This is a genomic window from Levilactobacillus sp. HBUAS70063 (assembly GCF_038374745.1).
Lineage (GTDB): Bacteria > Bacillota > Bacilli > Lactobacillales > Lactobacillaceae > Levilactobacillus.
In genome coordinates this window covers 186,990-205,961 of sequence record NZ_JBANSM010000006.1, presented here as the reverse complement: position 1 = coordinate 205,961, position 18,972 = coordinate 186,990, and the positions used below count along the sequence as shown (strand labels likewise).

At 51.3% G+C, this 18,972-nt stretch carries 12 protein-coding genes, 8 tRNA genes and 1 riboswitch; of the genes, 19 read left to right on the top strand and 1 reads right to left on the bottom strand.

The features are described from left to right. Nucleotides 1-248: 248 nt before the first annotated feature. The 3 genes from V8I28_RS10590 to V8I28_RS10580 all read left to right on the top strand — a co-directional run bounded on the left by V8I28_RS10590 (nucleotide 249) and on the right by V8I28_RS10580 (nucleotide 2,282). Nucleotides 249-1,031, top strand: coding sequence for a threonine/serine exporter family protein (locus V8I28_RS10590; protein WP_341780063.1), 783 nt, complete (start codon nucleotides 249-251; stop codon nucleotides 1,029-1,031). Between the two features lie 12 nt (nucleotides 1,032-1,043). Further along, the gene (locus V8I28_RS10585; RefSeq protein WP_341780062.1) at nucleotides 1,044-1,493 is read left to right on the top strand and encodes a threonine/serine exporter family protein; all 450 of its coding nucleotides are present in this window, start codon (nucleotides 1,044-1,046) and stop codon (nucleotides 1,491-1,493) included. Between the two features lie 120 nt (nucleotides 1,494-1,613). Further along, complete coding sequence (locus tag V8I28_RS10580; RefSeq protein WP_341780061.1) at nucleotides 1,614-2,282, top strand: phosphatase PAP2 family protein; 669 nt, start codon at nucleotides 1,614-1,616, stop codon at nucleotides 2,280-2,282. A gap of 234 nt (nucleotides 2,283-2,516) precedes the next feature. Here the strand turns inward: V8I28_RS10580 and V8I28_RS10575 are convergent, their stop codons facing one another. Further along, nucleotides 2,517-3,305, bottom strand: coding sequence for an alpha/beta hydrolase (locus V8I28_RS10575; protein ID WP_341780060.1), 789 nt, complete (start codon nucleotides 3,303-3,305; stop codon nucleotides 2,517-2,519). A gap of 163 nt (nucleotides 3,306-3,468) precedes the next feature. Between V8I28_RS10575 and V8I28_RS10570 the strand changes: the two genes are divergently transcribed. The 16 genes from V8I28_RS10570 (at nucleotide 3,469) to rpoB (ending at nucleotide 18,951) form a co-directional block, all read left to right on the top strand. Further along, on the top strand, nucleotides 3,469-4,017 hold the full coding sequence (locus tag V8I28_RS10570) for a GNAT family N-acetyltransferase (RefSeq protein WP_341780059.1): 549 nt from the start codon (nucleotides 3,469-3,471) through the stop codon (nucleotides 4,015-4,017). Between the two features lie 56 nt (nucleotides 4,018-4,073). Continuing rightward, nucleotides 4,074-4,255: riboswitch (Lysine riboswitch) on the top strand. 118 nt (nucleotides 4,256-4,373) lie between these two features. Then, entirely contained in the window at nucleotides 4,374-5,891 is a 1,518-nt protein-coding gene (locus V8I28_RS10565; RefSeq protein ID WP_445928205.1) for an amino acid permease, read from the top strand. A 239-nt stretch (nucleotides 5,892-6,130) separates the two neighbouring features. Then, a complete protein-coding gene (locus V8I28_RS10560) occupies nucleotides 6,131-6,763 on the top strand; it encodes a deoxynucleoside kinase (RefSeq protein ID WP_341780058.1) in 633 nt (210 codons plus the stop codon). A 786-nt stretch (nucleotides 6,764-7,549) separates the two neighbouring features. After that, nucleotides 7,550-8,821, top strand: coding sequence for a serine--tRNA ligase (gene serS / locus V8I28_RS10555; RefSeq protein ID WP_341780057.1), 1,272 nt, complete (start codon nucleotides 7,550-7,552; stop codon nucleotides 8,819-8,821). A gap of 884 nt (nucleotides 8,822-9,705) precedes the next feature. Continuing rightward, nucleotides 9,706-9,778 (top strand) — tRNA-Val (locus V8I28_RS10550). A gap of 39 nt (nucleotides 9,779-9,817) precedes the next feature. Then, nucleotides 9,818-9,899, top strand: a tRNA-Leu gene (locus tag V8I28_RS10545). Nucleotides 9,900-9,935: 36 nt separating this feature from the next. Continuing rightward, nucleotides 9,936-10,008: transfer RNA gene (locus V8I28_RS10540), tRNA-Thr, on the top strand. A gap of 27 nt (nucleotides 10,009-10,035) precedes the next feature. Further along, nucleotides 10,036-10,107: transfer RNA gene (locus V8I28_RS10535), tRNA-Gly, on the top strand. 11 nt (nucleotides 10,108-10,118) lie between these two features. Continuing rightward, nucleotides 10,119-10,204 (top strand) — tRNA-Leu (locus V8I28_RS10530). Nucleotides 10,205-10,224: 20 nt separating this feature from the next. Beyond that, nucleotides 10,225-10,298: transfer RNA gene (locus V8I28_RS10525), tRNA-Arg, on the top strand. A gap of 34 nt (nucleotides 10,299-10,332) precedes the next feature. After that, nucleotides 10,333-10,406: transfer RNA gene (locus tag V8I28_RS10520), tRNA-Pro, on the top strand. Between the two features lie 37 nt (nucleotides 10,407-10,443). Continuing rightward, a tRNA-Pro gene (locus tag V8I28_RS10515) sits at nucleotides 10,444-10,517 on the top strand. Nucleotides 10,518-10,790: 273 nt separating this feature from the next. Continuing rightward, on the top strand, nucleotides 10,791-11,258 hold the full coding sequence (locus V8I28_RS10510) for a CtsR family transcriptional regulator (RefSeq protein ID WP_341780056.1): 468 nt from the start codon (nucleotides 10,791-10,793) through the stop codon (nucleotides 11,256-11,258). 17 nt (nucleotides 11,259-11,275) lie between these two features. Continuing rightward, complete coding sequence (locus tag V8I28_RS10505; RefSeq protein ID WP_341780055.1) at nucleotides 11,276-13,768, top strand: ATP-dependent Clp protease ATP-binding subunit; 2,493 nt, start codon at nucleotides 11,276-11,278, stop codon at nucleotides 13,766-13,768. Between the two features lie 729 nt (nucleotides 13,769-14,497). Then, entirely contained in the window at nucleotides 14,498-15,097 is a 600-nt protein-coding gene (locus V8I28_RS10500) for a TetR/AcrR family transcriptional regulator (protein WP_341780054.1), read from the top strand. 239 nt (nucleotides 15,098-15,336) lie between these two features. Then, complete coding sequence (gene rpoB / locus V8I28_RS10495; RefSeq protein WP_341780053.1) at nucleotides 15,337-18,951, top strand: DNA-directed RNA polymerase subunit beta; 3,615 nt, start codon at nucleotides 15,337-15,339, stop codon at nucleotides 18,949-18,951. The last annotated feature ends 21 nt before the right edge of the window (nucleotides 18,952-18,972 follow it).

Sequence of the window (18,972 nt, the reverse complement as noted above, 5' to 3'; positions counted from 1 at the left end):
GGCGAGGAGCTGCCGCTTTTTTCGTACATTTTGGTAAGAAATGATGGGTAGGGGCTAAAAGATTACTTTCTTACGGTAGGTGAGCATGACGAAGCTCGCTGACGTTGTGGTGTTTGATTAAGTAGTAAGGCGACCAGTCCCCTCAAAACGTAACCAGTGTCCCCAGCAAGATGGGTACCGAATTCTTAAGTATTTGCGCAATCCGTCAGATTGTTACTGCCAGAACCCCATCGACTGTCGTATAATGAATGAAAAACCGGCGGGAGGGACTGAGCGTGAGTAGTCAGAAGAAACGGGACCAGTTAATTTTACATACAGCCTTAACCGCTGGGCGCATCATGATTGAGAATGGATCGGAAGTCGAGCGGGTCGAGGATACCATGGAGCGGATTGCCCACAATGCGGGTGCTAAGACCAGTCAGCTCTTCGTGATGATCACTGGAATTTTAATGGCGATTAACGGCGAGGTTGGCGCGCAGATTGAGCCCGTCAAACGGCGGACCTTTGACTTGGAAAAAATCTCTGTGGTCAATGACCTCTCGCGGCAATTCGCGGCGCATAAGATTACGCTCCAACAATTTTCAAATCAATTGGATCATCTGGATAAGTCCACCAAATACTTTCCCTTTTGGCTTCAGCTCCTAGCGGCGGCCATGGTCAGTGGGCCGCTGGAAGTGGTCTTTCGCCACAACCTACCGGACTTCTGGATTACCTGTGTCGTGGGGACCGTGGGCTGGTTAGTCTTCTATCTCCTGAGCAAATTCATTCAGATTCGATTCCTGTCCGAATTCGCGGCCGCGGCCACGATTGGGGTGCTGGCCATCTGGTCGGTCCATTTGGGATTGGGCAATAGCGTGGACGACATCATTATCGGGAGCGTCATGCCGCTGGTTCCCGGGGTGCCGATTACCAACTCGGTTCGTGACATTCTGGCCGGTAATCTGGTGAGTGGTCCGGCCAGAGGGGTCGAGGCCCTGGTGAGTGCCGCGGCGATTGGCTTTGGCATTGCCATGGTCTTACAATTTCTTTAGGGAGGCTGCCAGATGTCTATTACTGAATTTTTTATTGAGGCTGCGGGAAATTACGTAGCCACCATTGGCTTCGGCATTCTCCTGAACATTCCGCGGCGGGCGTTGAACTACGCCGGCTGGATTGGCGTATTGGGTTACTTTGTGTACAAATTCCTCGTCATCTGGGGCGGCGGGTATGTCGTGGGCAACATGCTGGGGGCCGTCGTGATCGGGGTGGCCTCGCTTCAGGCCGCGCGCATCAAGAAGATGCCGATGATTCTCTTCAACATTCCGGCGCTGGTGCCGCTGGTTCCCGGGGGTCAAGCCTATCAGATGATTAAATACTTTGCACTAGGGCAAAACGCGACAGCCTTTACCTTTTTGATTCAGGTGGTCATGATCTCTGGGGCCATCGCCTTTGGCTTTCTCCTCTCGGAACTGGTCAACCGAGTCCAGCAACGGGTGTGGCGCCATCGCAGATAAGTTAAGGAGACTTTAAGGAAATCTGTTAATCTCGCGCGGAGCCTAGAAATCTCGCGGTGGGGTGGTATACTCATTGCTAGGGGTTTCCCAGAATCGGGTATGACGAAAGGAATTTTTATCATGATGTTATTTAATCGAGATCGGGATCGACCGTGGAAGTTTACCTTAACTACGGTGTTATTCCTGATTGTGGCCTACTTTGTTAAGGCCCAAAACGCTTACGTGGATTTTTTGGATTCTTCAATTATTGACGTCATTCAAAAAAATCAGCCGGATTGGAAGACGCTACTGTATCGGGGCGTCACCAGTCTAGCGGAACCGAAACTTGCTATTATTTGGGCGTTGATTATCGCCTTCTTCTTGTGGGGCTTTAAATTCAAGATCCCGGCGTTATGGTGCCTAGCGACCTTAGCGGGTGGGGATGTGATTGCCGCGCTGGTCAAGAAACTGGTGGCGCGGGCCCGGCCCTCAACCCATTTAGCCATTGACGATGGGTTTAGTTTCCCCAGTGGACATGTTTTTGGGACATTTTTAGTCGTTGCCATGATTTGGGTGATTCTGCTACCGATGATTGAAAAGTCCTGGAAGGCGTGGTTCTTGCGAATCATCCTGATTGTGTGGATGCTGCTGGTGATGATTTCGCGAGTTTACCTCAACGCGCACTTCCCAACGGATACGATTGGGGCCGTTCTGCTGGCCTACCTGTGGCTACAGGTAGCCGAGGGGCTGTACATCCGCCTTGCACCGGTGATGCAACATTGGCCGTTGCTTAAGAAATCCGAAGTTTAAGGGTAAAACGTCAAAAGACATGGTCGTTAGCGGCCATGTCTTTTTCTTCATAAATTTATTGAGTTGATGGTAAGTTTGGATAACCCCATGTCCGCCTAATCGGGTTCTAGCTTTAGCTGATGCCTGACGGGCGTCCTGCCCGCCGCGCGCCAGCTCAGCTGGGGTGAACGGTAGGCGGCCAGTTCAGACTAGCTTGCCTCAATGGTCTTCGCCACGGCAGGCGGAATCTCATGATTAATCCAGTTCGTCCAACCATTCGTTGGCGAGGTCCATCCAGTGGGCCACATGTGGTAGCGCCGTTCCCGGCTTCCAAGCCGTCACGTGATTGGCTAAGGCTAAGCCGTGAGAGCCGTGGTGGAAGACGTGCAGGTCCGTATCCACGTGATGGGCCAGCGAGGCCTGCGCGTAACTCATGGCGTTTTGGACCGGAACCAGTGGGTCGGCAGCCGTTACCCAGACGAAGGTCGGCACGTTTTGGTCGTTGACCAGCTCATCTGCGGCGATGCTGTCGGGATCACTGGTCCAACTGGCTAAGACCTGTTGATCGGTTGGAAAGCCCAGCTTGGGTGAAATCACGGGATAGCCGAGAATAACGGCATGGGGCTTTACCTGTTCGGGTTGGGTCCCAGCCAGCTGGTTAATCTTAGCATCGTGCCAGAGGTCGTTGAACAACGCCACGATGTGCCCGCCCACGGAGAAGCCGGCTACCGAGATTTTAGCCGCATCGACCTGCCAGTCGGCCGCGTGTTGGCGGATGGCCGCAACACTTTGGGCCAATTCAACCACCGGTGCCGGCAGTAGGGGTGTCTTTTCCCCGACGAAGCTGTAGCGTAGGAAGAAGGCTTGGTAGCCGCGTGCGGACCAGGCCAGCGCTAAGTCTTCGGCCTGTTGTTCCGGGATGTGGGTGTAAGATCCCCCGGGCACAATAATCATTGCCGGATAGGTAGTGGCGTCTCCCTGACGGAGATAGCCTTGTAGGTAAGCCGCGGAGTTTTCAGCCAGCGACTGGGTAATAATTTTCATGACGAATCCTCCTTGATAAAGTCAAATACATGGTAAGATGAGTGTACGTTATAAATTAAGAGGTCGATAGCGGACGCTGAACAGCGGTGTCTCGGCTACCGTACACACATACTTATATTGTAACGCAGTTAGTGAAAAAACCTAGTGGAAAGAAGGGGGCGGCGTGACGACCATTTTAAAAACAACGCGATTGGACTTGCGGCCGTTAACGGACAGTGATTATCCGGCCTACAAACGCTTGGTGGCCAACCCGGCGATTGCCCAGCCGGCGGGATTGATGGGCAATCCCGATGATCAACAGGTTCACCACTGGTATCGCGCGGATCGCCAGGCCCCGCGGTCCTACGCGGTGGTCCTGCACCGGACGAACGCGCTGATTGGCATTGTCCTCTTCTACGGCTGGGTCGATGAGCAGGGGGCACCGGACGAAACGAGTCTGGAACTCGGCTACTTCATGGACCCGGACTTCTGGGGGCATGGGCTGATGTCGGAGGCGGTTCGGGCCTGTCTCAATGACCTGGCACAAGACGGCTCACCGGTCCAGACCATCTGGGCGAATTGCCTGCTCAGCAACGAGAAATCCTGGCGATTATTAGAAAAATTATCTTTCCAAACAATCAGTGACCAATTAATCGGCGTGATTGGTGGTAGCCAAACGTTGCAACGACAGGCTTTGTTGCGCCTTGACCTCAATTATTGGGAAAATAATTGACGCTAATCTAAATTTAATCTTGCAATTTTCAGAATTCATGAGTATACTTCAATGTATCGAATAGAAGAGGCGCAATCAACATGAGTCGCTTTCCTGAGGTGGGTAACACCGATGACGGAAAGTTAAAGGGGCGATTGCCGAAATTCTCGCGTGACTACCTAGTGCGGGGATTGGGTCCTGGTTTAACAAATCAGGGACTGTCGCAGCCAAATATCGGCTGCGGGGCGCTTTCAACGATATTGACTTGGAATAATGAATTTTCCAATCTCTCTCGCAAAGCTTTTCTGCGGGAGAGGTTTTTTAATTCACTGGGTCGTTTCGAGGAAGTCCTTCTATAAAAAGAAGGAGGAAACATTATGGAACAAAGCATGTCAAACGCAACAACCAGCGAGGCCTCTGATCAGGTTAAGCGGGGACTCAAGACGCGTCACGTTTCAATGATTGCGTTAGGTGGCTGTATCGGAACTGGGTTATTCGTCGCAAGTGGGTCGGCGATTTCGACGGCCGGGCCTGGTGGTGCGTTAGTTGCGTATATTGCCATGGGTTTGATGGTTTACTTCCTGATGACCAGCTTGGGTGAAATGGCCACGAACATGCCAATCTCTGGTTCGTTCGCCGCTTACTCCGCCAAGTATGTTGACCCAGCGTTAGGGTTCGCCATGGGCTGGAACTACTGGTTCAACTGGGCGATTACAGTTGCCGTTGACATCTCAACCGCCGCATTGGTGATGAAGTTCTGGTTACCCGGGGTTCCCGGTTGGATCTGGAGTGCTGTTGCGTTGCTCTTGGTCTTCACCATCAACGCCTTCTCCGTTCAAGCCTTTGGTGAAACGGAGTTCTGGATGTCACTGATCAAGGTGGTCACGATCTTCGTCTTCTTGGCCGTTGGGTTAATGACCATCGTGGGTATCATGGGTGGTCACGCCACTGGTTTGGAAAACTTCACGTACAAGAAGGCCCCATTCGTGGGTGGTTTCCCCGCAATTCTGAGTGTGTTCGTGGTCGCTGGGTTCTCGTTCCAAGGTACCGAATTAGTTGGTATCACGGCCGGTGAATCTAAGGACCCGTCACACAGTGTTCCTAAGGCAATCAATTCTGTATTCTGGCGAATTATTTTATTCTACATTCTTGCTATCTTTGTTATCGCCGCTGTCTTACCATACACGAGTCACGATTTGTTAGGATCTTCTGCTAGCGATATTGCCATCAGTCCATTTACGTTGGTCTTCAGACGGGCTGGTTTAGCCGCTGCCGCTAGTGTCATGAACGCCGTTATCTTAACGGCCGTTATCTCCGCTGCCAATTCCGGGATGTACGCGTCAACACGGATGCTGTTCTCCCTTTCCAAGGAAGGTTACGCACCAAAGCTGTTCGAACGGACTGGTAAGAACGGGATTCCTTACCCTGCTTTGTTTGCGACGACCATCATTGCCGCTTTGACCTTCATCAGTAGTATTGCCGGCCCTAAGATTTACATGTGGTTAGTGGCTGCTAGTGGGTTGACCGGGTTCATCGCTTGGTTCGGGATTGCCTTATCTCACTTACGGTTCCGTCGGGCATTTATCCTGCAAGGTCACAAGCTGTCCGAATTGAAGTACCATGCAAAGTGGTTCCCATTAGGTCCAGTCTTGGCCTTAGTCCTCTGTATCGCTGTGATTGTTGGGCAAGACCCACAATCCTTCTTCACTGGTAACTGGGAACAAGTGCTGGTCACTTACATGAGTGTGCCGTTGGTCTTAGTCCTCTACATTGGCTACAAGATCAAGAAGCACACGAAGTTGATTCCGTTGAAGGACGTTGACGTTTCCCCAGTTCACCGCGATGGGACGCTAAAGGAATCTGCCAATGTTACGAGTGATACGACAAACGATTAGGTTAAAATTGTGTGGGCGATTTTAATTAAATAAAAAAAGTTAAACGGCGACTAGGTCGAGTGAATCCCGACTGGTCGCCGTTTTGTATCCCCCAAAGGGACAGAACGCTAAAATCGCCGAATGGGAATTTCCCACGACATATTGTCTTTTACGGATAGGGTTGGTACAATATGTAGTGTTGAATTTTAGACCGGATGAAAACGATTTCCGGAATGTGCGTAAATCAAAGGAGAGATAGCATGCTTGTACTATCAGGAACAATTGGGGCCGGCAAGACGAGTTTAACCAACTTATTAGCCGAACACTTACACAAACCAGCTTTTTACGAATCGGTGGACGACAATAAGATCTTGCCACTGTTTTACCAAAACCCACAAAAGTATGCTTTCTTATTGCAAATCTACTTTTTAAACAAACGCTTAGACAGTATCAAGGCCGCTAACGCCGATGACGAAAGTGTCTTGGACCGTTCAATCTTCGAAGATTCCTTACTCTTTCATCTGAACGCCGACCTCGGTCGCGCAACCAGCACGGAAGTGGACATCTACGACTCCTTACTGGCCAACATGATGCAGGAATTACCCGACGCCGTTCACAAGAAGAACCCGGACCTGTTGATTCACATCAATATCTCCTTCGAGACGATGTTGGAACGGATCAAGAAACGCGGGCGGTCCTACGAACAGATTGACCACGACCCTAGCCTGTTCGAGTACTACAAGGAGCTCGACCAACGCTACGTGGACTGGTACGACAACTACGACAAGTCCCCGAAGATGCAGATCGACGGCGACAAGCTGGACTTCGTGGAAGACCCAGCTGCGCGGCAACAAGTCTTAAAATTAATCGACGAAAAGATTGCCTCACTCTAGGCAGTTCATCTGAAACGTCATTAGAAAAAGTGCTGACTGCGGTTGGCACTTTTTCTTTTGAGAACCCGTTGATGGCGCAGGGGGATTGGCCGCCTTACCGTTCGCCGGGTGAAAGATACCAGATGATTAGGTAAATAGGGAAGTGCTGGTAGGCCTGAGTCTTGACTGCGGTTGTAGCGGCCTTTTCGATGATCGTGAGCGATTGGGGATGAAATTAACGAGTGGAATATCACCTTGCTGGTTTTGGGGGGACTTAGCCAACCTGGTTGCAAATAGTCTGTTTAGCCGTGAGTGAGTCAAATTTGGTCTCAGCCGTGGGATTTCCCAAGTGATTTTTTTGGGAAATGGCGTCTTTGAGACGTGGGCTGGCGGCTCAAAGCGAGGGCCAAGACCGGGTTTTGGCTTGGGCCGTCCTGCCCACCGCGTTCCAGGCCAAATTTGGCGAACGGTAAGGCGACCAGCGTGAACCAGACTAAATCAATTTTAATTTTCCAGCCAGTTAGCAATTGTCATCGCCGGGAAAATGCGGTATGATGGGCTTAATCAAAAACACGAGGTGCCTATCAAGTAGACGGCCAGAGAAGCGGGGAAAGCTGCAAACCGCTACGTCGAACATTCCAGCACAAACTAAAGTGGGCGGGTAATGCCGCACGGTGCAGACCGTTATCATGTTCAAGGGTATGGCTGAAGATTGCAGTCATGAACTTGGGTGGTACCGCGAAGGTCTTCGTCCCATGTGACGGAGGCCTTTTTTGTATCATCCGGAAAATCGAAGGGAGCAAGCAGATGTTAGATTTAAAATTAATTCGTCAAGAACCAGATTTCATTAAAGAAAAGTTAGCGACGCGGGGAGTCGACCCAGCCGATATCGACGACTTACTGGCTTTAGATGCTAAGCGTCGGGAATTAATCGTCAAGAGTGAAACGATGAAGGCCCAACGGAACACGGTGTCCGATGAAATTTCCCAACTCAAGCGGAACAAGCAAGATGCCAACGATAAGATTACCGAAATGCGTCAGGTTAGTGCCGATATCAAGAAGATTGACGCCGACCTCGATACGTTAAAGGCCCAGGTCCAAGACGCGGCGGCTCACCTGCCGAACATTCCTAACGACAACGTTCCCGTTGGTTTGACGGAAGACGGGAGTGTTGAACTGCGCAAGTGGGGTGAGAAGCCGAACATGGACTTCACGCCTAAGGCCCACTATGAACTGGGAGAAGATCTGGGGATTTTAGACTTCGAAGCCGGGGCCAAGGTTTCGGGGAGTCGTTACCTCTACTACCTCGGTCTGGGCGCGCGTTTGGAACGGGCCGTCTACAACTTCTTCTTGGATGAAAACACCAAGGCGGGCTTCAAGGAAGTCTTGCCCCCATACATCGTCAACGATGACTCCATGTACGGGACCGGCCAATTCCCGAAGTTCAAGCAAGACGTTTACCAATTGCGGGATGAAGATATGACGTTGATTCCAACCGCCGAAGTGCCGTTGGTCAACTACTACCGTGACGAAGTGATTCCGGAAGCCGACCTACCAGTCTGGTTCACGGCGTTGACGCCGGCGTTCCGGTCCGAAGCCGGGAGTGCCGGCCGGGATACCCGGGGATTGATTCGCCTTCACCAATTTAACAAGGTTGAAATGGTGAAGTTCTGTAAGCCAGAAAACTCATGGGACGAATTGGAAGCCTTGACGAAACACGCTGAGAGCCTCTTACAGAAGCTAGGGTTGGCTTACCACGTGATTACGCTGACCACCAGCGACATGAGCTTCACGGCCGCCATGACGCATGATTTGGAAGTCTGGTTCCCAGAACAAAACACGTATCGCGAAATCTCAAGTTGCTCCAACACCACGGACTTCCAAGCACGGCGGGCCCACATTCAATACCGCGATGACAACGGCAAGTTGCAGTATGTCCACGCACTGAACGGTTCTGGTTTGGCGGTTGGCCGGACTGTTGCCGCTATTTTGGAAAACTACCAAAACGCGGATGGTTCCGTCACGATTCCAGAAGTCCTGGTTCCATACATGGGCGGCGTCACGAAGATCACCAAGTAATTCATCGTTAGTCATTTCTTGGTTAAATGCAGCAGTTGCCTGCGGCTGCCAGCAATTCCGCCGCTGTGGGGACCGCCTACAGCCAAGGAACGGGCTTCCGGCTCGCTTGGAAGCCTCGCAAGGCCCGCGAGTCTCCCAAGTCGTCCCACGGTCTAAGCTGGCATAAAACGCCAGCTAACACCGTTGTCACGGCTGGCTCCATTACTGGCCTCCTCCGGCGTGGGTGACTTGTCAATTGTGACCGGTCGATGATGCGAGGGGATATTCTTCGCTGGCGAGAGTTTACCCGATTGGTGCCGAAGAATTAGGCCGCCCTACAGCTCGGGTTGGTCCTGCCCATAGCGAGCCGTCAGTCCACCTGTCACGAATGGTAAGGTAGCCAGCCGTAGGCAATAACGACCGGCCGCAGGCACATAGAGAAAACAACTTAAGTATTTATGCACCATTAAATGTGAGGCGCTCACCGACTAGTCCTGTCGGTGAGCGCCTTTTGTGATGCGGAACCATGGTCGTGCCGGTTCGGTTGGAAGGCGGTGAATAAACTTTTTGAGTATTTTTGCAATTTCTTATTGACGAGGGGTAGGGACTTCGTATAAAATAGTTTCTGTTGGTTAATTCGGGCGGCAGCGACGGAAGTTGGCTAAGGCTTGCACTGACAATCTTTCTTGAAAAGATAGCAATTCAAAAGTTTGCAAGAAAATGCAAAAAAGAGTAGCTTTTTCCGGAAAGATGAGATACAATATTATTTGTTGTTAAGCGAGTAGTTATTCAGCTAACGAATATTTATTCAAAATAATTCGAAATTGTTGTTGACAAGATTCGCTGAGCATGGTAAATTGTAATAGTTGTTTCGAGCAAGGCGCTTTGCTTGCTTCGAAAAATATGGAGGATTAGCTCAGTTGGGAGAGCGTCTGCCTTACAAGCAGAGGGTCACAGGTTCGAGCCCTGTATCCTCCATCGGAACCCAAAAGTTCCTGGCGTTAGTTCGCCAACGTTGCAGGTGTGGCGGAACTGGCAGACGCGCTAGATTTAGGTTCTAGTGTCTTATGACGTGGGGGTTCGAGTCCCTTCACCTGCATTAATCAAATATAGCAAAATATTCAAACAATATTTTGCCGACTTAGCTCAGTTGGCAGAGCATCTCACTAGTAATGAGGAGGTCGGAGGTTCGAATCCTCTAGTCGGCATGGCACCATTAATCAAATAGCCAATTTGCGGAAGTAGTTCAGTGGTAGAACATCACCTTGCCATGGTGGGGGTCGCGGGTTCGAATCCCGTCTTCCGCTTTTGCCCTTTTGCCGGGGTGGCGGAATTGGCAGACGCACAGGACTTAAAATCCTGCGGTCAGTGATGACCGTACCGGTTCGATCCCGGTCCTCGGCATTTAACTTAATAATAATTATGCACCCATAGCGCAATTGGATAGAGTGTCTGACTACGAATCAGAAGGTTGTAGGTTCGACTCCTACTGGGTGCATTTTTGTTGCTTATAAGCGATTGTAAGCAATTTTCGGGAAGTAGCTCAGCTTGGTAGAGCACCTGGTTTGGGACCAGGGGGTCGCAGGTTCGAATCCTGTCTTCCCGATTTGACTGACAAGATTAGTGGGTCAGTGAGCTTTCTTCGGGAAGTAGCTCAGCTTGGTAGAGCACCACGTTCGGGACGTGGGGGTCGCAAGTTCAAATCTTGTCTTCCCGATTTTTTTATTCTCACAATTACATATATAATGATAGAAACGGCCGCTTCCGTACAGATTGTTTGGAAGCGCGCCGTTTTTTTGGTACCATAGATTACTAGAACTTCTATGAAATGGCGACGGCGAGTGACGGGACCTTTACCGCCAGACCGGTTCGTTGTTAAGAAATTAAAACTTCTCACCGATCGGCGGTCTAATCCGTTGCAATTTTACTGGAAATTCGTATAATATTAGTCAACATTAGTCAAGAACACTGCACTGAAGGGGGGACGATAATGGAGAATCAAAATATTTCGGATATTATTGAATCTTACCTGAAGCAGATTTTGGCTGAATCCCAGCAGGTGGAGATCCGCAGAGCAGAAATTGCGAATCAGTTTAACGTCGTGCCATCGCAGATTAACTACGTGATTAAGACCCGGTTTACGATTCAGGACGGTTACGTGGTCCAGAGTAAACGAGGTGGCGGTGGTTATATTCGGATTGAAAAGGTCAAGTTGCTGGATAACTTAGACTTTATCGATTCGTTGGTGACCGCGGTCGGGGATCACATTACCCGGCACGATAGCTTATCCGTGGTTCGAAGCCTGTTTGAGGCCGGAGCGATTAACCGCAGCGAGGCCAACATCATTTTCGCGGCGATTAACAAGGACGCCATTAACACGGGAGACCGGCAAGCTGACGAGCAGATTCGCGCGCAGATTTTAATTTCTATTTTGAATCACCTACGTTATGAGAGTTAAGAAAGTGAGGAGCTGCAATGGATAATCTATTTACACCAAGCGCTAAGAGTGTCCTCGTCTTGGCACAGGAACAAGCAAAGTACTTCAAGCACCAAGCAGTGGGGACGGAACACTTGCTGCTGGCCCTCACCATTGAAAAAAATGGCATTGCCAACAAAGTTCTCCAGCAATTCTCCGTTACCGAAGATGACGTTCGCGAAGAGATTGAACGCTTCACAGGTTACGGCACGCTGACGAACACCGATAAAGATAGCTACCTACCCTACTCACCCAAAGCCAAGTCGATGCTGGCCATCGCTGGTGACGAGGCGAAACGGCTAGGCGCAACGAAGATTGGAACGGAACACCTCCTGTTGGCGTTGCTCAGTGACGAAACGATTTTGTCTTCACGGATTCTAAAGAACCTGAACGTTCAGCTCACGGACGCCCACAAGGTGGTCTTACGGAAGCTCGGGATTACCGATACGCCTAAGCGTCGTGGCGATAATCGCAACCGGCGAACGGCTCAGGGAGGCACCCCGACGCTGGATTCACTGGCCCGGGACCTGACGCAATCGGCTAAAGAGGGTCGCATGGATCCGACGGTCGGTCGTGACAAGGAAGTTAAGCGGGTCATTCAGATTCTGAGTCGGCGGACCAAGAACAACCCTGTCTTGATTGGGGAACCCGGTGTCGGGAAGACGGCGATTGCCGAGGGCCTGGCCCAACGGATTGTCGCCGGTGATGTCCCGGAAGATATGCGCAATAAGCGGTTGATGATGCTCGACATGGGGTCCTTAGTGGCCGGAACCAAGTACCGTGGTGAGTTTGAAGACCGGTTGAAGAAGGTTATTGAAGAAATTTACAACGACGGGCAAGTTATCCTGTTCATCGATGAATTACACACGCTGATTGGTGCGGGGGGTGCCGAAGGGGCGATCGATGCCTCGAATATCCTGAAGCCGGCCTTGGCGCGGGGTGAACTCCAAACCATTGGGGCCACCACGTTGGACGAGTACCAGAAGTACATCGAATCCGATGCAGCTCTGGAACGACGGTTTGCCACGGTTCAGGTCAACGAACCAACCAGTGCAGAAGCTTTGGAGATTCTCAAGGGCTTGCGGTCACGGTATGAAGACCACCACCACGTCAACATTACGGACGATGCGCTGGAACAGGCCGTTAAGCTGTCAACCCGTTACATCAGCGACCGGTTCTTACCCGATAAGGCGATTGACCTGATGGATGAAGCCTCCGCCAAGGTGCGAATCGACCAGATGGATAAGCCAACGCCAGCCAGCAAGCAAGCCAAGGAATTGTCCGATTTAGCCGATGAGAAGGAAGCCGCCATTGAGCAGCAGGACTTCGAACGCGCGGCGAAGTTACGGACCGAGGAAATGGCCTTACGCCAAAAGGTTGAGGCTCGCGAGGCTAAGGCGGCCGCAACGGCAACGCCGGACCATCAGTACGCTACCGATGTAACCGGTGAAGACGTGGCGGACGTGGTGGCCGAGTGGACGGGCGTTCCCGTTACACAGTTGAAGCAAACGGATGCCGACCGACTGGTTAACCTGGAAAAGATCCTGCACAAGCGGGTCATCGGCCAGAAGGAAGCCGTTTCGGCGGTTGCGCGGGCCATCCGGCGGGCACGTTCGGGTCTGAAAGATCCGAACCGGCCAATTGGGTCCTTCATGTTCCTCGGACCAACCGGGGTCGGGAAGACCGAATTAGCCAAGGCCTTGGCCGAAGCCATGTTTGGTTCCGAAGACAACATGATTCGGGTCGACATGAGCGAGTACATGGAGAAGTACTCCACGAGTCGTCTGATTGGGTCCGCCCCGGGTTACGTGGGCTACGACGAAGGTGGTCAGCTGACGGAGAAGGTTCGGCAGAAGCCATACTCCGTGGTGCTCTTTGATGAAGTGGAAAAGGCCCACCCGGATGTCTTTAACATTCTGTTGCAGGTCTTGGACGACGGCTACTTGACGGACTCCAAGGGACGGAAGGTTGACTTTAGAAATACCATTCTCATCATGACCTCGAACCTGGGGGCTACGAAGTTGCGGGATGAAAAGACCGTTGGATTCGGTGCCGAGGACTTGGCCAATAGTTACCAAGCTATGGCGCAAACCATTCGTGAGACCTTGAAGCAATCCTTCCGGCCAGAATTCCTGAACCGGATTGATGAAACGGTCATCTTCCACTCCTTGAAGAAGGATGAGCTCCACGAAATCGTGAAGTTGATGGCTAAGCGGATTATCGACCGGGTTGCCGACCAGAACATCAAGCTGAAGATTACGCCAGCGGCTATCGAAGTGGTGGCCAAGGCCGGCTTTGACCCCGAGTATGGTGCACGGCCGATTCGTCGGGCGCTACAGACGCAGGTGGAAGATAAGCTGAGCGAATCTCTGCTGAATGGCGAGGTCAAGGCCCACGATCAAGTGACGATTGGGGCCACGCGAGGTGAAATCACGGTAAGCGTGAAGACTCCGGATAAGACGGACAAGCCAACGGCGGTAGCCAGTCACTAATTGACTTAAATTTAAAAAGACGAAGTAGCGGTGTCCTTCCTGAAGGGGAGGGGCCCGCTACTTTTGTCGTTGGGAGCTGAGGGCGCTGAATACAGGTCTAAGCGGGTATGTTGACTACGAGAAAGACCACCGTATTAGGCGTTGGCTATGGACACCCAGTAGTCCTTGCCTCCGGTCTGCTAATTTAGGGACCAAGCCGGACGATTAGTGACAGTGCGTCGGGCTATATCGGGATAGGTTAAGCAGCGTCAACACTTAGTGGGTGGGAGATGACGCTCGCCGCCGTAGCCGAGAGTGAAGCGTAGGATGAGCTCAGCCGTGGGATTATCTTAGCGGCGAAAGCCGGTTAGATAATGGCGACTTGGAAACACCGGGTCGTGGTGGTTCCAAGCGAGGTCCAAGACCGCTTCTCAGGCTTGGGCCGTCCTGCCCACAGCGATCCAGCTCATCCTGCGCGAACGGCAAGGCGTCCACCTTCATCTAAAGCTGCCAACCCCCACGAACTTAACCGTTATTTAACCGCTTTGACCTAGCTGGTGATAAGTGACTGTGGTACACTTAACTCATGATTATGGTATATTAGATAGGTTGAAAGATTACGGGCCACCCCGCAATCCAGCGGCTTTCCCGGCAACCAGACCCCAGTGGTCGGTGGTCCGGAAGAGCCCAGTCGTTTCATCAAATAAGCCATAAAGGTTACTTCACCACAGAAAGGAAGACGGCCCGCTCATGAAGAGAGAAGAACAGTTGACCCAGACGCACGCCGCGATTTTAAAGGCCGCGCGGGAACAATTCCTGGCGCAGGGTTATCAAGCCACCTCGACCCGTGATATTGCCAAGCAAGTCGGCATCACGCAGCCGGCGTTGTACCATCATTTTAGTGATAAGGAGGTTATCTTCCTCGAAGTCATTAAGACGGTGGGGGCGGAGATTAAGGCCGGCATCACGACCGTGGTTGAGCAGATTCAGCCGGACGCCGACCCCGTCGAGGCATTGACGGCGGTTACCGAGGTGTTAACAGCGGCCCATCCCCGCGACGTCTTCACGGTGATTCACGGGAGCTTCAAGTTCCTCAAGCCGGAGAACCAGCGGCAGTTGGGGATGGTCTTCATGCAAGACTACTTGATGCCCTTGACCAGTTTCTTCGAGACCAGTGTCGTCACGCTTCAGAGTGGGATGCAGGCCAAAGACGCCGCTTCCTTCTATCTGACCAGCTTGAGCCCACTGTTTAACACGTTCCATCACGTGGGTCCGGCCGATGCCTCCCAGCACGAACAGACGCTGACGCTGGTGCGGTTAATTTTATTTGGCGTTGCCGTAAAGAAGTAGAACTTCTTTATTGACAATGACTCAGAATTCGAGTACTATATCATTTGTATGCAACTGTGAACTGAAATTGGATGCGCCGATCTATTGTCCGGTAGCGTCCATTATAAGAAGCCAAAAGCAAACTGCGGGTTTGTTTTTGGATTTTTTTTGCCAAAAAACCGGCTGATTACGCAAATGTAATCAAAATGTAACATTTGGTTTTTGACCAGTCCACAGAATAAATAGGAGAGGTGAACAACTTGGCAGGACACTTAGTGAAATACGGGAAACACCGTACTCGCCGTAGCTATTCGCGGATCAAGGAAGTCCTTGATCTCCCTAACTTAATCGAGATTCAGACCAATTCCTACAACTGGTTCCTCGATGAAGGTTTACGGGATATGTTCGACGACATCATGCCAATCGAAGATTTTCAAGGAAACCTTTCGTTAGAGTTTGTTGATTATCAATTACTGGAACCCAAATATACGGTCGATGAAGCACGGGAGCACGATGCGAACTTCTCAGCACCACTGCACGTGACCTTACGCTTAACCAACCATGAAACGGGCGAAATCAAATCGCAAGACGTCTTCTTCGGTGACTTCCCATTAATGACGGCCCAAGGGACCTTTATCATTAACGGGGCAGAACGGGTTATTGTTTCTCAATTAGTCCGGTCACCAGGCGTTTACTTCAATGAAGATACTGATAAGAACGGTCGGACCGTCTTCGGCGCCACGGTCATCCCTAACCGGGGGGCTTGGCTCGAATTCGAAACCGATGCGAAGAACATTTCCTACGTCCGGATTGACCGGACGCGGAAGATCCCAATGACCGAATTAGTTCGGGCCTTAGGGTTCGGTTCCGACGATGAAATCCTGGATATCTTGGGCGATAACGAAAGCCTGACGAACACGTTGGAAAAGGATATTCACAAGAATACCGACGATTCCCGTGTTGAAGAATCCTTGAAGGATATTTACGAACGCCTGCGTCCAGGTGAACCTAAGACGGCCGACTCTTCACGGAGCTTGTTGACGGCTCGGTTCTTTGACCCGAAGCGTTACGACATGGCCCCTGTTGGTCGTTACAAGACCAACAAGAAGCTTAGCCTGAAGACCCGTTTGCTCGGCTTAACCTTAGCTGAAACGTTAGCTGACCCAGATACTGGTGAAGTTATCGCGCAAAAGGGCACGGTGGTCGACAAGGATGTTATGAAGACCTTGGCCCCATACCTGGACCAAGACGACTTCAAGATGGTGACGTTCCAACCTTCCGATGAAGCGGTGGTTACGGAACCACTGAAGTTACAAATCATTAAGGTGCAATCACCTGACGATCCCGAACAAGAAGTGCCCGTAATTGGGAATGGCAACATTGATATCAAGCTGAAGCACATTCGCCCAGCCGACATCATTGCTTCCATGAACTACTTCTTTGACTTACAAATTGGCATTGGGAGTACCGATGACATTGACCACTTGGGTAACCGGCGGATTCGTTCCGTGGGTGAACTTCTGCAAAACCAATTCCGGATCGGGTTATCCCGGATGGAACGGGTTGTGCGTGAACGGATGTCGATTCAAGACGCTGCGACGGTAACGCCACAACAATTGATTAACATTCGCCCAGTCGTGGCTTCCATTAAGGAATTCTTCGGTTCCTCTCAATTGTCACAATTCATGGACCAGACCAACCCATTGGGTGAATTAACCCATAAGCGGCGTCTGTCCGCCCTGGGACCTGGTGGTTTGACGCGTGACCGTGCCGGTTATGAAGTCCGGGACGTGCACTACACCCACTACGGTCGGATGTGCCCAATTGAAACGCCTGAAGGACCTAACATTGGGCTGATTAACAGTCTGTCCAGTTACGCCCGCGTTAACAAGTATGGCTTCATCGAAACGCCATATCGTCGGGTTTCATGGGACACGCACATGGTTACCGATAAGATCGATTACCTGACTGCCGATGAAGAAGATAACTACGTGGTGGCTCAAGCCAACACGCCATTGAACGATGACGGTTCCTTCGCCACGGATACCATCATGGCCCGTGATGAAGATAACAACATCGAAACCACGGCCGACAAGATTGACTACATGGACGTTTCGCCTAAGCAAGTTGTTGCCGTGGCCACCGCATGTATTCCTTTCTTGGAAAACGATGACTCCAACCGGGCTCTGATGGGGGCCAACATGCAACGGCAAGCTGTGCCATTGCTGGATCCTCACGCACCGCTGGTTGGGACCGGTATCGAATACAAGGCTGCGCATGACTCCGGAGTGGCTTTAATTAGCCAACACGCCGGGACCGTTGAATACGTTGATGCTCGTGAAATCCGGGTACGGCGTGACGACGATGCGTTAGACACTTACAAGTTGATGAAGTTCCGCCGGTCAAACGGTGGCAAGAACTACAACCAACGGCCAATCGTTAAGGTCGGCGACCATGTCGACAACGATGAAATTTTGGCTGATGGGCCTTCCATGGAAAATGGGGAACTTGCTTTAGGGCAAAACCCATTGGTAGCCTTCATGACTTGGCAAGGGTACAACTTCGAAGATGCCATCGGGATCAACGAACGGTTGGTTCGCGATGACGTTTACACGTCGATTCATATTGAAGAATACGAATCAGAAGCACGTGATACGAAGCTGGGACCTGAAGAAATGACCCGTGAAATTCCTAACGTCGGTGAAGATGCCCTGAAGAACTTGGATGAAGACGGGATTATCCGTATCGGTGCCGAAGTTCAAGACGGGGATATCTTAGTTGGTAAGGTAACGCCTAAGGGAGTTACGGAATTATCAGCCGAAGAACGTCTGCTCCATGCCATCTTTGGTGAAAAGGCCCGTGAAGTACGGGATACTTCCCTGAAGGTGCCACATGGTGGTGGCGGGATCATCCAGGACGTTAAGATCTTTACCCGTGAAAATGGGGATGAATTATCACCTGGTGTCAACATGATGGTTCGGGTCTACATCGCCCAAAAGCGGAAGATCCAAGTTGGTGACAAGATGTCTGGTCGTCATGGGAACAAGGGGACGGTTTCCGTTGTTATCCCACAAGAAGACATGCCATACATGCCAGATGGTACGCCAATCGACATCATGCTGAGTCCTATGGGTGTGCCTTCCCGGATGAACATCGGGCAAGTACTCGAATTGCATTTGGGGATGGCCGCTCGTAAGTTAGGGATTCATGTGGCAACGCCAGTCTTCGATGGTGCCCGGGATACCGATATCGCGGATGCCTTGAAGGAAGCCGGCATGGCCAAGGATGCCAAGACGGTCTTATACGATGGCCGGACCGGTGAACCGTTCGATAAGCGGGTTGCCGTTGGTGTCATGAACTACCTGAAGTTGGCCCACATGGTCGATGATAAGATGCACGCCCGTTCCATTGGACCTTACTCACTGGTTACCCAACAACCCCTTGGTGGGAAAGCACAATTTGGTGGCCAGCGGTTTGGTGAAATGGAAGTTTGGGCCTTGGAAGCTTACGGTGCCGCTTATACGTTGCAAGAAATCCTAACGTACAAGTCCGATGACGTGGTTGGTCGGGTTAAGACCTACGAAGCCATCGTTAAGGGCGATCCGATTCCAAAGCCTGGTGTCCCTGAATCATTCCGTGTTCTGGTCAAGGAACTCCAATCCTTAGGGCTGGACATGAAGGTCTTAAACGGGAACAACGAAGAAATCGAACTCCGTGATATGGACGACGATGACGATGAAGTTGTGAACGTTGATGCTTTGAGCAAGTACGCCCAACAGCAAGAAGAGCAACGCAAGGCGCAAGCTCAGGCCGACAGTGCCAAGACCACACCAGAAACTACTAAAAATGAAAGTCAACCGAACACACAAGACTAATTAATAAGGGAGGTCGCTTCT

What these genes read in the sequence shown, in the direction of transcription:
- V8I28_RS10590 (WP_341780063.1), top strand. Translation starts at nt 249, where the DNA reads ATGAAAAACCGGCGGGAGGGACTGAGCGTGAGTAGTCAGAAGAAACGG.
- V8I28_RS10585 (WP_341780062.1), top strand. Translation starts at nt 1,044, where the DNA reads ATGTCTATTACTGAATTTTTTATTGAGGCTGCGGGAAATTACGTAGCC.
- V8I28_RS10580 (WP_341780061.1), top strand. Translation starts at nt 1,614, where the DNA reads ATGATGTTATTTAATCGAGATCGGGATCGACCGTGGAAGTTTACCTTA.
- V8I28_RS10575 (WP_341780060.1), bottom strand. Translation starts at nt 3,305, where the DNA reads ATGAAAATTATTACCCAGTCGCTGGCTGAAAACTCCGCGGCTTACCTA.
- V8I28_RS10565 (WP_445928205.1), top strand. Translation starts at nt 4,374, where the DNA reads ATGGAACAAAGCATGTCAAACGCAACAACCAGCGAGGCCTCTGATCAG.
- V8I28_RS10560 (WP_341780058.1), top strand. Translation starts at nt 6,131, where the DNA reads ATGCTTGTACTATCAGGAACAATTGGGGCCGGCAAGACGAGTTTAACC.
- serS (WP_341780057.1), top strand. Translation starts at nt 7,550, where the DNA reads ATGTTAGATTTAAAATTAATTCGTCAAGAACCAGATTTCATTAAAGAA.
- V8I28_RS10510 (WP_341780056.1), top strand. Translation starts at nt 10,791, where the DNA reads ATGGAGAATCAAAATATTTCGGATATTATTGAATCTTACCTGAAGCAG.
- V8I28_RS10505 (WP_341780055.1), top strand. Translation starts at nt 11,276, where the DNA reads ATGGATAATCTATTTACACCAAGCGCTAAGAGTGTCCTCGTCTTGGCA.
- V8I28_RS10500 (WP_341780054.1), top strand. Translation starts at nt 14,498, where the DNA reads ATGAAGAGAGAAGAACAGTTGACCCAGACGCACGCCGCGATTTTAAAG.